This window comes from Micromonospora marina (assembly GCF_900091565.1).
Lineage (GTDB): Bacteria > Actinomycetota > Actinomycetes > Mycobacteriales > Micromonosporaceae > Micromonospora > Micromonospora marina.
Genome location: NZ_FMCV01000018.1, coordinates 1 through 14,089 on the forward strand (window position 1 = coordinate 1; position 14,089 = coordinate 14,089).

The window sequence follows — 14,089 nt, forward strand, 5'->3', positions numbered from 1 at the left end:
CTCGACGGCATCAAGAACAAGATCGAGCCGCCGGCCCCGATCGACAAGGACCTCTACGACCTCCCACCGGAGGAGTGGGGCGACGTCAAGCAGGTACCTGGTTCCCTCACCGAGGCGCTGGCGGCGCTGGAGGCCGACCACGACTACCTGCTCGACGGCGGCGTGTTCACCGACGACCTGATCTCCACCTGGATCGACTGGAAGAACGCCAACGAGGTCGACCCGGTGCGCCTGCGGCCCACGCCGCACGAGTTCGCGCTCTACTTCGACTGCTGAGCCGCCACCGCCACCGCCCCCGCCACCCGCGGGGGCGGTGGTCGGCGGAAACGGCCTCGGGCCGGCCTCCGCCCTCGTACCGTCGAGACATGAACCCGCCTCACGACGAGCCGCCGACCGTTCCGTGCCGGTGGAGCCGTCGGTGAGGCCGCGGCCCACCACCACCGCCACCACCCCGCAGATCCCCGCCGTCCTGACCCTCGGGGTGGAGGAGGAGTTCCTGCTGCTGGACCCGGACACCGGCGAGAGCATGCCGGTCGCCGACCGGGTACGCGACGCGCTGTCCGGCACCGCCCGCGAGCAGAGCCGGCAGGAGTTCCGGCACAGCATGGTGGAGATGGTGACGCCGGTCAGCCCGGACCTCGGCGAGCTACGGGAGCAGTTGGTCACGCTGCGGCGGGCGGCGGCCCGGGCGGCCGGCGCGGCCGGGGCACGGCTGGTCGCCGTCGGCGCCACGCCGGTCTGCGAGGCCCACCGCACGGTGCCCGACGAGCAGCGTTACCACGACATGTCCCGGCGGTTCGGCCCGGTCGCCCACGACCCGGCGGTCTGCGGCTGCCACGTGCACGTCGGCGTACCCGGTCGGGAGCTGGCCGTGCAGGTCTGCAACCACCTGCGCCAGTGGCTGCCGGTGGTGCAGGCGCTCACCGCGAACTCACCACTGCACGACGGGCGGGACACCGGGCATGCGAGCTGGCGTTCGATGCAGCTGGAACGGTGGCCGAGCATCGGGCCGACGCCGCACTTCGACTCCGCCGCCGACTACGACGCCACGGTGGCGGACCTGATCACCGCCGGGATCATGCTCGACGCCGCGATGGTCTACTGGTACGCCCGCCCGTCCGCGTCGTACCCGACGGTGGAGGTCCGGGTCGGCGACGTCTGCCCCACCGTCGACGACACGGTGCTGGTCGCCGGGCTGGTCCGGGCGCTCGTGGCCACGCTGATCGACGACGTCCGGGAGGGCGTGTCCGCACCCCGTATCCGGGACTGCCTGGTCGCCGCCGCACACTGGCGGGCCGCCCACGAGGGCGTCGACGGCAAGCTGGTCGACCTGCGCACCGGGCGGCCCCGGCCCGCCTGGGACCTCATCGACGACCTGTTCGTCACGGTCACGCCCGCGCTGACCCGCCACGGCGACCTGGATCTGGTCCGGCGTGAGCTGGACCGGGTGCACCGGGACGGCACCGGCGCCACCCGGCAACGACGGATCATGGCCGGGACCGGCGGGGACGTCCGCGCCGTGCTCGATCACCTGGCCGCACAGACCGTGTCGACGTGAGTCGATGACCGGCCCGGACCGCGCCCGCTACCGGTCAACGCAACCCGGCGAACAGGTCGTCCTCGGGCGTGGCCGCGCCGGTGGTGTCCCGCACCCGCACGAACGTCTCCATGCCCATCAGCTCGGTGAACCGCTCCTGCCCCAGACGCAGGAAGAAGATGTTCTCCGCCTGGCTGGCGTGCGCGGCGAGCGAGGCGAACTTCTGCCCGCCGTAGGCGCGGGTGTCGACCCAGGTGGTGATCTCGTCGTCCGGCAGGCCCAGCGCCGGCATCTCGTCGGTCGCCTCCGGCTCGGGGAACTCCACCCCGATCTCCTTCATGACGGTGCCGAACTGCTGGAACGCGCTGCGCGGCACGGTGGTCCAGTAGACCTTGGCCGGGATGCCGGTCTGCTCGACAGCGGCCATGGTGATCCGGTGGGCCTGGATGTGGTCCGGGTGGCCGTAGAAGCCGTTCTCGTCGTAGGTCACCACCACGTCGGGGCGGTAGCGCCGGATCAGCTCGGCCAGCCGGTCGGCCGCCTCGGCCACCGGCGTGTTCCAGAACGCGCCGGGCGCCTCGTTCGTCGCCCAGCCCATCATCCCGGAGTCGCCGTAGCCGAGCGTCTCCACGTGGGTGACCTTCAGCGCCTCGCAGCTGGCGGCCAGCTCGGCGCGGCGCATCTCGACCACCGCCTGCGGGTCGCGCCCGGGGTCGCCCGGCTTGATCCCGCCGGGACCGTCGCCGCACCCCCCGTCGGTGCATGTCACGAGCACTGTGGTGACGCCCTCGGCCGCGTAGCGCGCCAGAACGCCGCCGGTGCTCGTCGCCTCGTCGTCGGGGTGCGCGTGCACAGCCATCAGGGTCAGGGAACGATCGGTCACCCCGTCACCATACGAGCATCGGCCGACGAACTAGCATTGCCCGGTCCGCAGACGGCGACGGAAGCGAGGCACGATGGGTTGGCTCCAGCGGTTGCTCGGTGGCGGACGGGTCGAACTGGACCCCACACGTCAGCAGGAGCTGCTGCGGGACGTCCGGCAGTCCTACGGGGCGCACGCCCGTCTCCGGTTCCCGGAGCAGGCCGACGCGATCACCCGGCTGCTGTCCGATGACGACGGTCTCGTGGTGGCCGCCGGGATCGTCTGCGAGGCCGCCGACCAGGCGCACGCCGACCTGCTCGCCCAAGCGCAGGAGGTGTTCCGGCGCACCGGGCGGCGGCTGCTGGTGCACCGCCGCAACTACCGGCCCCTGTGGAAGGAGGCCGGGCCCGCGCTGCGCTGGCCGCTCGGCGCGCTGCCCAGCGGCCTGCACCCGTACGCGCAGCTCAGCGCCGCCGTGGCAGTGGTCGGCGGGCGGGCCGACCGGCTGGACCGGGTGACCGACCCGCAGCCGTTCGTGACGCGCCTGTTCGAGGTGCTCGACCTGACCACCGCCGGCTGGGAGTTCGGCCGGGTGCGTGTGGACACCGACAGCGCGACGCTGGTGGAGCGGCTGATGGGCACCGGCGCGCGGGTGCTCGCGACGATGGACGACCCGCCCCGGCTGCCGCCTGCGGTGCGGGAGATGATGCGCCGCAACCACCGCATCGCCGTGTACGACCCGGCCGGTCCGCGTGTGGTCGGTGAACTGAACCTGGGCGCGCGGCTGCGCGAGACGCTGCTGGCCTGACCGGGCACCGCAGTCCCTGCCCCTATGCGCCCAGGGCTCCCGACCGGGCGACACGTCAACCGATGGCCTCTCGTGGATGAAGTGACACCGCCTCAAGGGGTGTTGCCGCTAACAGATCTGACTCGCGGTTCACGCGCCGGGCCGAGCGGGGCGCGGGAGCGGCCGGCCGGCCCACCCGGGCCACGTGCACGATCCGCTCCGGCGCCACGTCCAGCAGTGTGCCGAGCGCGTCCCGGGTGGCGGCCACGTCGACGAGCTGACTGAGCGGATGCGCGGCCAGCCCCGCCGTGTGCAACGTCAGCCACGTCCGCATCAGCACCCGTCCGAACTCGACCTGTCCGGCCGCGTCCAGGCCCGGCGGCGCGACGAGCGCCAGCACCCCGCCGCCCTGCCCGAGCGGATCACCGCCCGCGGCGGCGAGCAGACGCGGCAGCCCGAGCGGGCGCAACACCCGGTACGCGGCGAGCGCCGCCCGCAGCCCGGTCGCCGCCGCCCGGTCCAGCCCGAGGCAGCTGTCGGTCAGCCCGTCGGCCCGGTAGCGCGGGTCCGACCGGTCCAGGCGCAGCCAGCGGCGCAGCTCCGCCACCACGGCCGGGTCGGCGTACACCTGCCGGTCGGCCGTGCGCAGCAGCGCGCGCAGCCGCCCGGCCGCCGGCACGACGCGGACCGCGCCACCGGCCCGCCGGGCGACCGCGTCCACCGCCGCGACCACGTCGGCGTCCGGGCCGGCGGTGAAGCGGCCCCGGTGGGTGCGCCGGTCCCACACGTCGGCGGTGCGGAACGGCGTCCGGTACGGCTGCCGTCCCGGCCGCAGCCGCCCGGCACGCCGATCGGCCTCGTCGTGGTCGGCGGCCCAGTCCAGCCGCAGCCCCGCGTCGGCGGCGACGATCAGGCACGTCTCCACGAACGCGCCGAGCGACAGCCGCAGGTCCCGCCCGGCCCGATCACCGGCGGGCAGCGCGTCGGCCGGATCCCAGCCGACGGTGACCGCCCAGCGTTCGTAGCGCAACCGCCACGGCTGGGTGTTGTGCGCGCTCGGTGCCCGCCAGCACAGCGGCTCCAGCGCGCGGAACGCGGCGAGGTCCATGGTCACCGCTCCTTGGCGTAGAACGCGTAGCCGTGCAGCGGGCGTCCGCCGAGGCGCCGGTACTGGGCCGCCGACGCCGGATTGTCCCGCCCGACGTACGTGCTGCGCAGCGCCGTGTAGCCGCCGTCGTGCAGGTTGTGGTGCAGGTGCGCGGACAGCAGCCGCTGGTAGCCGCGCCCCTGGAACTGCGGCACCACGCCCTTGACGATCAGCACCGCCTCCCGGCGGTGCCGGCGCCGGGTGGCGAGCAGCCGCAGCTGGTTGACCGGGTTCAGGTCGCCGCGCACCGCGACCAGGAAGTCGCTGATGTCCGGCACGCAGAGCACGAACGCCACCGGTCGCCCGTCGCGGGTCAGGTAGAGCAGCAGCGCGGAGTCGAGCAGGTACGCCAGCCCGTCGGTCTGCCGCCGCAGCTGCGCCGCCGAGATCGGCGTGTAGTAGCCGAGCTGGGCGAAGGAGTCGTTGAGCATCCCGCGCAGCAGTTCGAGCTGCTGGTCGAGCCGCCGGGTGCTCCCCCGGTGCAGGTCCAGCCGGGTGCCGTCGGGCTGCACGCCGAGTGCGGGCGGCGGTCCGGCCGGCGGCGGGACCGGGCAGATCCAGGTGTCGGAGACGAAGCGCCCGGTGAACCCGTACGCCTCGTACGCGTCCGGGTAGTGCGGCGGGTTCCACGCGCTGTCCACGAATCCCCGGTCGGCGTACCCGGAGGTGATCACGCCGCCGGCCTGGTTGGGCAGCAGCGCCACCGGCCCGAACAGCAGATCCCGGCCGGGCGTGGCGTGCGTGGTGATCGCGTCGAACAGCGGCCGGGCGGCCGGCGCGGTGAACTCGGTGAGCCCGAACAGCTGGCACCGGCGGCCCAGCTTCGCGTCGACGTCCGCGTCGGTGTGCAGCGTGGTCCGCCCGGCCACGGTGCCGGTGGCGTCGCGCAGCACGTACATCGGCACGCCCTCACGCCACCAGCGGCGGATCTGCTGCCGGGGCGTCGGCACGTACCGGGGCTCGTCCGCGTACAGCCGGTCGGTGAGGGCGACGAAGTCGCGCAGGCCGCGCCGCCCGGTCACGCGCTCGAACCGGTGGCCGGTCACCGGCGCACCGCCGGACCGGCAGTCTCCGCGCCCAGCGGCGTGAACTGCTCGATGTGGCCCATCGCGCCGTCCTCGGCCCGCCACGCGCCGTTGGAGTAGCCATCAGGGGAGGCGGTGTAGAGCCTGATGAACCCGGCGGTGGCGTTACGGGTGCCGTCGGTCAGCCACATCATCAGCCTTCGGTGGTGCCGGGTCCGGGCGAACCGCAGCAGCGCGTCCCGGTCGGTGAAGAACGCGATGGTGCCGAGCGTCAGCGGGAACTGCCAGTAGACGGTGTGCCAGCAGTAGCCGGACATGCGGCGCATGTCGCGCACCATCCGGATCCAGTCGGGGGCCAGGCGCAGCAGCACCAGCGGGTTCGCGTACCGGGTGCCGCCGATGAACATGGCGCCGGCGCGGGCCTGGGCCGGGGCGCGGGAGAAGTCACGGGTACGCATCGTTCACCTCACCAGGTAGACGTTCTTGATCTTCTGCATGCCGGCGAACGGTCCGCCGTCCGGATCGTGCAGCTCGACCCGCAGGTCACCAGCGGTCGGGTCTTCCACCAGGGACTGCGCGAAGTCCCGCGACACCGAGGTGAGGTGCGCGCGTACCCCGTCACGGCACGCCTCGGCGAGCGCCGCGCGGGCCGCGGTGTCCAGCGGGCGGCGCAGCTCGACGTGGATCACCGGCCGGGTCTCCAGGCCCGCGTCCTCGTGCAGCGCCACGCAGAACCGGTTGATCTCGGCGGCGTGCGGGTTGCCGGTGTAGAGGCCGTACTCGACGTCCTGCGGGTAGAGGTTCGCGCCCAGGTAGGACACGGTGGAGTCGCTGCGGCCGAACAGCAGCAGCAGCGGCAGCGTCATCCGCTCCTCGGCCACCGCGGTCCGGAACTCGGCGCGGCGCACCGGGTCGGCGTGGATCAGCTCGACGATCCGCCGGTACGGCACCAGCAGCGCCTCGTCGCCCACGTTGTAACGCAGCCGGGGCTGCAGCACGTGCGGGCTGGCGACAGTGCACAGCAGTTCCCGCCGCTCGTTGGTCTCCAGGTAGGTGGCGAACGGGTTGTACTGGAACACCATCGGCAGCCGCTGCTCGCCCCGGCCGAGCAGTTCCGCGCGCAGTGCCGCGTCGGTGCGCAGCCGCCGCCGCAGCCACACCGTGAACCGGGTCTCCGCGCCGATGCCGATGGTCAGGTCCGACGCTCCGTACGCCGACCGCACCCGCACGAACCGCTGCTCCAGGTAGTCACGCAGCGCCTCGGTCATGCCCTCGCCGCCGCAACCGGCGAAGATCCGGTACCGCGACCACGGGAAGTCCTCGGCGTCGAGCCGGTCCCGCAGGTGTTTGAGGAACGGCGGGTACGCGGTCACCAGGTAGTCGTGGCCGGGACCGAACTCGCGCAGCGTGTCGACGATCTTCCCGAGGTCCGGGCCGGTGTTCTTCACGGTCGCGATCCGGGCCATCGCCGCGCCGGTGGTGGTGCCGGTCGCCCAGGCGCCCATCGAGTACGCGTTGATCACGAACGGCCGGCGCATCGGGAACACCAGTCCGGTGTAGCCGACGATGTCGCGGTGCACCGCGCGCAGTTCCCGCTCGCCGCGCGGCCAGTTGAACGGCCGCCCGGACGAGCCGGCCGACTCGTCGACCACCACGCCCCGCTCCGGCAGCCGCCCGTCCCGGCAGCGGGCCGAGGCGTCGTACGCCATCACGTACCCGCGCTTGTCGGTCTCCGGGAAGTCCCGCAGCCGGCGGCGCAGGCCGCCCGGGCGGGCCCGCAGGAACGCCTGGTAGGCGGGCACCCGCCGGGCGGCCCGCACGCACGTCGACCGCGCGTTCGCGGCGGCGAGGCGGTCCAGGAGCGGGTGGTGCCGCCGGGCCAACCACCGCCAGCCGGCCGGGTGGTGGGCGACGAGCCGGGCCAGCGCGGCGACCGCGCGGCCGGCGGGGGCCAGCGCGGCCTCGGCGGGCAGGGGCGTGTCGACGGTACGTGCGGCGACGTGTCGGTGCAGCATCTCGGCCATGACAGGAATCCTGTCGACGCCGCGACGCGGGCACATGAGCGACGGGACGGTACTGCGCTGAGTACGCGTACCCAGTGGACGACCACCCGGCCTGGACACGCTCAGTCACCATGGCGGCACTCGTCTGGTGCGTCGTCCCTGGTCCGGTGACACTTCGCCGAGGACCGGGGGCAAGCGTGAACGCACGAACGGGCGCTTCGAGAAGGTGACCGAGGAGACCTCGGAGACCGTGACCCGACGGTACCCGTCCTCGCTGGACACCGTACTCAATCTGGCGCGGCTGGCCCCCGAGGTGGCAAACGGGCTCGCGGACCGGCATTCGCCGTTCGGGCCCGTGAGCGGCGGGCGTTGCCGTGGACCGTGCCGCTCATGGGCTCCCCGCCTCGGCGCTCGTACGGAGTATCAGGCCGTGCGGACCGGCGACGTCTCCTCCGGCTCGCCGGCCCGGTCCGCGCGGATCCGGTCGATGTGGCCGGCCAGTTCGTCGGTGATCAGCAGGTCCCGCCGGATGTCGTCGTGCGGGTACGCCGTCCGCCCGACCATGTGCGCCGCGACCGGGGCGGTGGCGAGCTGGAACAGGCCGACCAGGACCAGCGTGGTGATGTCTACCCCGGTACGCAGCCGCAGCGCGCAGCCGAGCAGCACCAGCAGCAGCCCGAGCACCTGCGGCTTGGCCGCCGCGTGCATCCGCGACAGCACGTCCGGGAAGCGGACCAGCGCGATGCCGGCGGCGACGCAGAGCAGGGCGCCGGCGACGAGACAGATGCCGGCGACGGTGTCGAGGATCTCGTCGGGCGTCACTTCGGGCCTCTCCTGGAGGCGAACCGGGCGACGCTCACCGAGCCGACGAAACCGACCAGGGCGAGGACCACCAGGACCGGCAGCGCGGTGGCGTCCCGGCTGTAGGCCGCCTCGGTGGCGATGGCCGCGACCGCCACGGCGAGCAGCACGTCGGTGGCGACGGCCCGGTCGAGGATCGACGGCCCGCGGATGATCCGGACGAGGGTGAGGCCACCGGCCGCGACGAGCAGCACGGTGACGATCACGGCGACGACTGTCACGTCGGTGCTCCTTCCAGTTCGGCCGACCCGGAGGGTTCGGCCTCGTCGTGGCGGATCCGGTCCCGCTCCTCGGCCGAGCCGACGGCGGCGACGATGCGCGCCTCCAGTTCCCGCACGCCGTGCCGGAACCGTTCCACCTCGTCGAGGCCCCGAATCCCGATCACGTGCACGTAGAGCGTCCCGGTACGCCGGTCGGCCTCCACGATGAGACTGCCCGGCACCAGCGACAGCGCCTCGGCGGTGAGGGTGAGGTTGAGGTCGGTGTTCACCCGCAGGCGCACCGCGATGATCGCCGAGTGCGGCTCCCCGGGCCGGACGGCCAGCCAGGCGACCTGCACCGAGGCGACCACGAGATCCCGCAGGAAGCGGACCAGGAACCGCAGCAACGGAACCGGCCGGATCCGGCCGGCGAACGTCACCGGGGGCAGCGGGAAGACCACCAGCAGCACGGCCGCGACCACGAGCCCGCTGATCACGTTGGCCCAGCTGAAGGTGCCCCACAACAGCACCCAGACGGTGACCAGGCCGGTCACCGCGACGGCCCGGTTGCGCCGGCGGTCACGGGAGGTCAGCGGCGCTTTCGGCTGGCTGGTCACGGCGGTCCCTCCGGGAACACGGCCTCGACGTACGGGGCCCGGCGCAACAGGTCGTCGGCGGCGTCGGTGCTGATGTCGAACAGCGGTCCGGCCACCACCGTAAGCGCGAGGCCGAGCACCACGAGGGCGGCGGTGGACACGGTCATCAGCCGGGGCAGCACCGCCCCGCCCGGCGCCGGGCCGCCGTGCGGCTGTTCGGCACCGTCGGTACGGGCCGCCTGGTCGGCGTCGCCGGGCTCCGGCATGTCCGCGTGCGGTGCCCGCCAGAACGCGAGGTTCCACACCCGGGCGATGGCGTAGAGCGTGAGCAGGCTGGTGACCAGTCCACCGGCGACGAGCGCCCAGGCCAGGAACCCGCCGTCGTCGACGCCGGCCTGCACCAGGCCCAGCTTGCCGAGGAACCCGGAGAACGGTGGGATGCCGGCCAGGTTCAGGGCGGGCACGAAGAACAGCACCGCCAGCAGTGGTGACAGCCGGGCCAGCCCGCCGAGGCGGTCCAGCGCGGTGCTGCCGCCGCGTCGCTCCACCAGGCCGGCGGCGAGGAACAGCGTGGTCTGGACGGTGATGTGGTGCACCACGTAGAAGATCGCCGCGGACAGGCCGAGCGGGGTGGTCAGCCCGACCCCGAACAGCATGTACCCGATGTGGCTGACGAGGGTGAACGACAGCAGCCGTTTGATGTCCGACTGGGCCACCGCGCCGAGGATGCCGACCACCATGGTCAGCGCCGCCGTCACCATGAGCAGGTCCGCGGTACGACCACCGGGGAACAGCAGCGTCTCGGTGCGGATGATCGCGTACACGCCGACCTTGGTGAGCAGGCCGGCGAAGACCGCGGTGACCGGGGCGGGCGCGGTCGGGTAGCTGTCCGGCAGCCACGCCGACAGCGGGAACACCGCCGCCTTGATCCCGAACGCGAGCAGCAGCATGCCCTGGAGCACCAGGCGGGTGTCGTCGGGCAGCGCGTCCAGGCGGTCGGCGAGCTGCGCCAGGTTCAGCGTGCCGGTGGCGGAGTAGACCAGGCCGATGGCCACCAGGAAGATCAACGACGAGAGCAGGCTGACCACGACGTACGTGGTGCCGGCCCGGATCCGCGTCTCGGTGCTGCCGAGCGTCAGCAGCACGTAGCTCGCCACGAGCAGGATCTCGAAGCCGACGTACAGGTTGAACAGGTCGCCGGAGAGGAACGCGTTGCACACGCCCGCGGTCAGCACGAGATAGGTCGGGTGGTAGACCGACAGCGGCGTCTCCTCGTTGCCGTCGGCCATGCCCTGCCCGATGGAGTAGACGAGCACGCACAGGGTGACCGAGGCGGACACCACGAGCATCAGCGCGGCGAGCTGGTCGGCGACGAGCACGATGCCCATCGGCGCGACCCAGCCGCCGACCTCCACCACGAGCGGGCCGTCCAGTGAGGAGCGCACCAGGAGCATCGCGGCGACCGCGACGGTGGCGGCGAGCACGACGATGCTGGCCCACCGCTGGGCGCGGGCGCGGCCGGCGAGCAGCAGGGTGAGGGCGGCACCGAGCAGCGGCATCACCACCGGCAGCGGGACGAGCCAGGTCATCTGACGCCCTCCGCCGCACCGGTGGTGAGCACCCGCGCCTCGGGGCTGCCGTCGGCGGTGTCGGTGTCCGAGGTGCCCGGTCCCTCGTCCCGGTCGGCCAGTTCCATGATCCGGCGGTCCTCGACGTCGTCCTGCACCTCGTCGTGCCCGTTGAGGTGCCAGCTCCGGTAGGCCAGCGCGAGCAGGAACGCGGTCATGCCGAGCGTGATCACGATCGCGGTCAGCACCATCGCCTGCGGCAGCGGGTCGGACATGTCCTCCTCAGCGGTGGTGCCGACGATCGGCGGGCCACCGGCCCGGCCGCCGGTGAGCAGCAGCAGGTTCGCGCCGTTGCCGAGCAGGACGACCCCCATCAGGACGCGGGTGAGGCTGCGTTCCAGCAGCAGGGTGACGCCGGTGGCGAACAGGACGCCGATGACCACGACGTAGACCAGGTTGGGAATGTTCGGGCTCACACCAGCTCCTCTTCCCGCACGCCGGCCGGTTCGATCTCCTGTTCGTCGACCTCCTCCTGACGGTCCATCTCGGTGCCCAGGCTCCGCAGGATGTCCAGGACGAGGCCGACCACGATGAGGTAGACGCCCACGTCGAAGAAGACCGACGTCACGAAGTGCACGTGACCCAGCACCGGCAGGTGGAAGTCGAGCGTCGCGCTCTGCAGGAACTCGCCGCCCAGCAGCATCGCGACCACGCCGGTGCCGACCGCGACGAACAGGCCCGCGCCGAGCACCAGACCGGCGTCGACGGGCGCGGCGCCGTTGAGTTCGGTACGCCCACCGGCCAGGTATCGCACGGCGAGCCCGAGCCCGGCGACCAGCCCGGCGGCGAAGCCGCCGCCGGGGGCGTTGTGGCCGGAGAAGAGCAGGTAGATCGAGAACAACAGGATGGTGTGGAAGAGCAGGCGGGTGACCACCTGGAGGATGACCGACTGCTGCCGGGAGGTCGCGCCGCTGGTCAGCCAGCGCGGGCGCGACGACTGCTGCCGGCCGGCGCCGGGGATGCCGCTGCGCAGGTCCAGCGCGCGGGAGCGGCGGAAGATCAGGCTGGCCACGCCGGTGGCGGCCACCACCAGCACGGCGATCTCGCCCATCGTGTCCCAGGCGCGGATGTCGACGAGCGTCACGTTCACGACGTTCTTGCCGCCGCCGTAGGAGACGGCCTCCGCCGGGAAGCCGACCGAGACCGGCACGGCCGTCCGGCTGCCCGCCGCCACGTACGCCATCCCGGCGGTGACCACGCCGACGGCGACGCCCAGCGCGACCCGCAACCGCCGGCTGGCGCGGGTCGGGCGGGCCGAGAACCGGCGCGGCAGCCGGCGCAGTACCAGCACGAACATCACGATCGTGACGGTCTCCACCAGGAACTGGGTGAGCGCGAGGTCGGGCGCGCCGTGCAGGATGAACATCAGCGCCGTTCCGTAGCCGGTCACGCCGACCAGGATCATCGCGGTCAGGCGGCGGCGGGCGCGCGCGGCCACCAGCGCCGCGACGACGATGACCGCGCCGGCGACGGCCTGCAACGGGGTGTCCCAGAGCTGGAACCGCCGGGCCCACGGCGCACCGGCGAGCACCGCGCCGCCGGGCAGCACGACCAGCACCAGGAGGATGACGCCGAGGTAGAACGGCAGCGAACCGCGCTGGGTGGCACCGGTCAGTTCCACCGCCGCGCGGTCGACGGCACCGGCGATCCGGTCGTAGCCGGTGGTGCCGTCGAAGGGCAGCCGCGGCAGGTGGGGCCGGCGCCGGTGCAGCAGCAGGAACAGCCCGAGACCGCCGGCCACGGCCAGCGCCGACAGGCCGAGCGCCGGGGTCAGCCCGTGCCAGAGGGCCAGGTGGTAGCCCGGGTCGGTGGTCGGGAACTGGTCGGCGTACGGCGCCAGCACCCGGTCCACAACCGGGGCGAGGACGCCGACCGCGAGGCCGGCGAGGGCGAGCACCGCCGCCGGGCCGATGAAGGCCGGCTCGATCCGGTGCGGCCGGGTCTCGGCCACGCCCGGTTTGGTGGCGAATGCTCCCCAGAGGAACCGCGCGGTGTACGCGACGGTCAGCGCCGAGCCGGCCACCACGCCGGCGAGCACCACCAGTTCGGTCGTACCGCCGTGCAGGAACGCCTCGAGCGCGGCCTCCTTGGCCACGAAGCCGATCAGCGGCGGCAGGCCCGCCATCGAGGCGGCGGCGAGTCCGGCGACCGCCGCGAGCACCGGCGCGCGGCGGCCCAGGCCGCTGAGCTCCCGCAGGTCGCGGGTGCCGGCGACGTGGTCGACGACGCCGACGACGAGGAACAGTGTGGCTTTGAACAGGGCGTGCGCCAGCAGCATCGCGGCACCGGCCAGTGCGGTGTCGCGGGTGCCCGCGCCGAGGATCACCATGAGCAGGCCGAGCTGGCTCACCGTGCCGTACGCCAGCAGCAGCTTCAGGTCGGTCTGCCGCAGCGCCGTCCAGCCGCCGAGGAACAGGGTGACCAGGCCGCCGGCCAGCAGGACGCCGCGCCACACGGTGGCCTGGCCCACCGCGGGGCCCATCAGCGCGGCCAGGAACACGCCCGCCTTCACCATGGCGGCGGCGTGCAGGTACGCGCTGACCGGTGTGGGCGCGGCCATCGCGCGCGGCAGCCAGAAGCTGAACGGGAAGATCGCGGACTTGCTGGTCACGCCGAGCAGGACGAGCACCAGCGCGACGGTGAGGTAGCCGCCCTCGGGCAGGTTCCCGGCGATCTCCGACCACCGGTACGAGCCGGCGTGCTGGCCGAGCATCACGAAACCGGCGAGCATCGCCAGGCCGCCCAGTGTGGTCACCAGCAGGGCCTGCATCGCCGCGCGGCGGCTGGCCCGTTCGGTCGGGTCGCTGCCGATCAGCAGGTACGAGAAGACGGTGGTGAGTTCCCAGCACACGTACAGCAGCAGTAGGTCGTCGGAGACGACCAGGCCGAGCATCGCACCGGCGAACGCGACGAACACCGCGGCGAACCGGCCGAGGCCGGGATCGCCGGAGCGGAAGTAGCGCGCGCTGTAGGCCAGCACGAGGGCGCCGACGCCGCCGACGAGCAGCACCAGCAGCCAGGACAGGGTGCCCATGCGCAGGGCGATTTCCAGGCCGAGCTGCGGCACCCAGGTGGCGGTCTCGACGACCGGCCGGCCCGCGCGGACCGGCTCGGTCCGGGTCAGCGCCCAGATCAGCGCCGCCGCCGGTACGGCGGCCAGCAGGTAGAGGGCCCGCCTTCCGAGGAGGCGTACCAGCACGGGGGCGGCCACGGCTGCGAACGCATGGACCGCCACCAGAACCAGCACACACACTCCCCAAGATCGACCTGCGGTGTGTCAACCCTAACCGGCGATGTGGGGAGGCGGTATGTCGAGAGAATCACGCGAACGTGTGGTGTCGACTCCGCTCCGTTCCGGGTAAGGAGTGGGGTTCAACCCGCCCGGTACACCGGCGTCCGGTGCCGGCCTGCTTCCGCGTGCCCGGCTGGCAACGACGCTGAGC

General features: G+C 73.2%; 13 protein-coding genes and 1 pseudogene. 3 read left to right on the plus strand and 11 right to left on the minus strand.

The features are described from left to right. A pseudogene (locus tag GA0070215_RS19535) lies at positions 1–276 on the plus strand (glutamine synthetase); the annotation flags it as partial. A 142-nt stretch (positions 277–418) separates the two neighbouring features. Next, entirely contained in the window at positions 419–1,558 is a 1,140-nt protein-coding gene (locus GA0070215_RS19540; protein ID WP_091048503.1) for a carboxylate-amine ligase, read from the plus strand. Positions 1,559–1,592: 34 nt separating this feature from the next. On the opposite strand, the gene GA0070215_RS19545 is transcribed toward GA0070215_RS19540, so the two are convergent. After that, positions 1,593–2,420, minus strand: coding sequence for a PIG-L family deacetylase (locus GA0070215_RS19545; protein WP_091048281.1), 828 nt, complete (start codon positions 2,418–2,420; stop codon positions 1,593–1,595). A gap of 73 nt (positions 2,421–2,493) precedes the next feature. Here GA0070215_RS19545 and GA0070215_RS19550 point away from each other — a divergent pair, with 73 nt between their 5' ends. After that, positions 2,494–3,207 (plus strand): hypothetical protein, encoded by a 714-nt coding sequence (locus GA0070215_RS19550; protein WP_018786880.1) that lies wholly within the window; start codon positions 2,494–2,496, stop codon positions 3,205–3,207. Positions 3,208–3,262: 55 nt separating this feature from the next. Here GA0070215_RS19550 and GA0070215_RS19555 read toward each other — a convergent pair whose 3' ends face one another. The 10 genes from GA0070215_RS19555 to GA0070215_RS19600 all read right to left on the minus strand — a co-directional run bounded on the left by GA0070215_RS19555 (position 3,263) and on the right by GA0070215_RS19600 (position 13,893). Beyond that, the gene (locus GA0070215_RS19555; protein ID WP_091048285.1) at positions 3,263–4,294 is read right to left on the minus strand and encodes a nitroreductase family protein; all 1,032 of its coding nucleotides are present in this window, start codon (positions 4,292–4,294) and stop codon (positions 3,263–3,265) included. A 2-nt stretch (positions 4,295–4,296) separates the two neighbouring features. Next, positions 4,297–5,379: a GNAT family N-acetyltransferase gene (locus GA0070215_RS19560; protein WP_018786878.1), complete on the minus strand. Its 1,083-nt coding sequence runs from the start codon at positions 5,377–5,379 to the stop codon at positions 4,297–4,299. Then, positions 5,376–5,816, minus strand: coding sequence for a hypothetical protein (locus tag GA0070215_RS19565; protein ID WP_018786877.1), 441 nt, complete (start codon positions 5,814–5,816; stop codon positions 5,376–5,378). Before GA0070215_RS19565 ends, GA0070215_RS19560 begins: the two co-directional genes overlap by 4 nt. Positions 5,817–5,819: 3 nt before the next feature. Then, positions 5,820–7,382 (minus strand): phenylacetate--CoA ligase family protein, encoded by a 1,563-nt coding sequence (locus GA0070215_RS19570; RefSeq protein ID WP_018786876.1) that lies wholly within the window; start codon positions 7,380–7,382, stop codon positions 5,820–5,822. Between the two features lie 402 nt (positions 7,383–7,784). Then, positions 7,785–8,183 carry a monovalent cation/H(+) antiporter subunit G gene (gene mnhG, locus GA0070215_RS19575; protein ID WP_091048289.1) on the minus strand — a complete coding sequence of 133 codons (399 nt, stop codon included), beginning with the start codon at positions 8,181–8,183 and terminating at the stop codon, positions 7,785–7,787. Then, positions 8,180–8,443 (minus strand): monovalent cation/H+ antiporter complex subunit F, encoded by a 264-nt coding sequence (locus GA0070215_RS19580; protein ID WP_018786874.1) that lies wholly within the window; start codon positions 8,441–8,443, stop codon positions 8,180–8,182. The genes mnhG and GA0070215_RS19580 overlap by 4 nt, the downstream gene beginning before the upstream one ends. After that, positions 8,440–9,039, minus strand: a complete 600-nt coding sequence (locus GA0070215_RS19585) for a Na+/H+ antiporter subunit E (protein ID WP_091048292.1) — start codon at positions 9,037–9,039, stop codon at positions 8,440–8,442. Before GA0070215_RS19585 ends, GA0070215_RS19580 begins: the two co-directional genes overlap by 4 nt. After that, positions 9,036–10,607 (minus strand): Na+/H+ antiporter subunit D, encoded by a 1,572-nt coding sequence (locus tag GA0070215_RS19590; RefSeq protein ID WP_018786872.1) that lies wholly within the window; start codon positions 10,605–10,607, stop codon positions 9,036–9,038. The genes GA0070215_RS19585 and GA0070215_RS19590 overlap by 4 nt, the downstream gene beginning before the upstream one ends. Continuing rightward, the gene (locus tag GA0070215_RS19595; protein WP_018786871.1) at positions 10,604–11,062 is read right to left on the minus strand and encodes a Na(+)/H(+) antiporter subunit C; all 459 of its coding nucleotides are present in this window, start codon (positions 11,060–11,062) and stop codon (positions 10,604–10,606) included. Before GA0070215_RS19595 ends, GA0070215_RS19590 begins: the two co-directional genes overlap by 4 nt. Next, positions 11,059–13,893 carry a Na+/H+ antiporter subunit A gene (locus GA0070215_RS19600; protein WP_091048296.1) on the minus strand — a complete coding sequence of 945 codons (2,835 nt, stop codon included), beginning with the start codon at positions 13,891–13,893 and terminating at the stop codon, positions 11,059–11,061. Before GA0070215_RS19600 ends, GA0070215_RS19595 begins: the two co-directional genes overlap by 4 nt. Positions 13,894–14,089 lie beyond the last annotated feature (196 nt).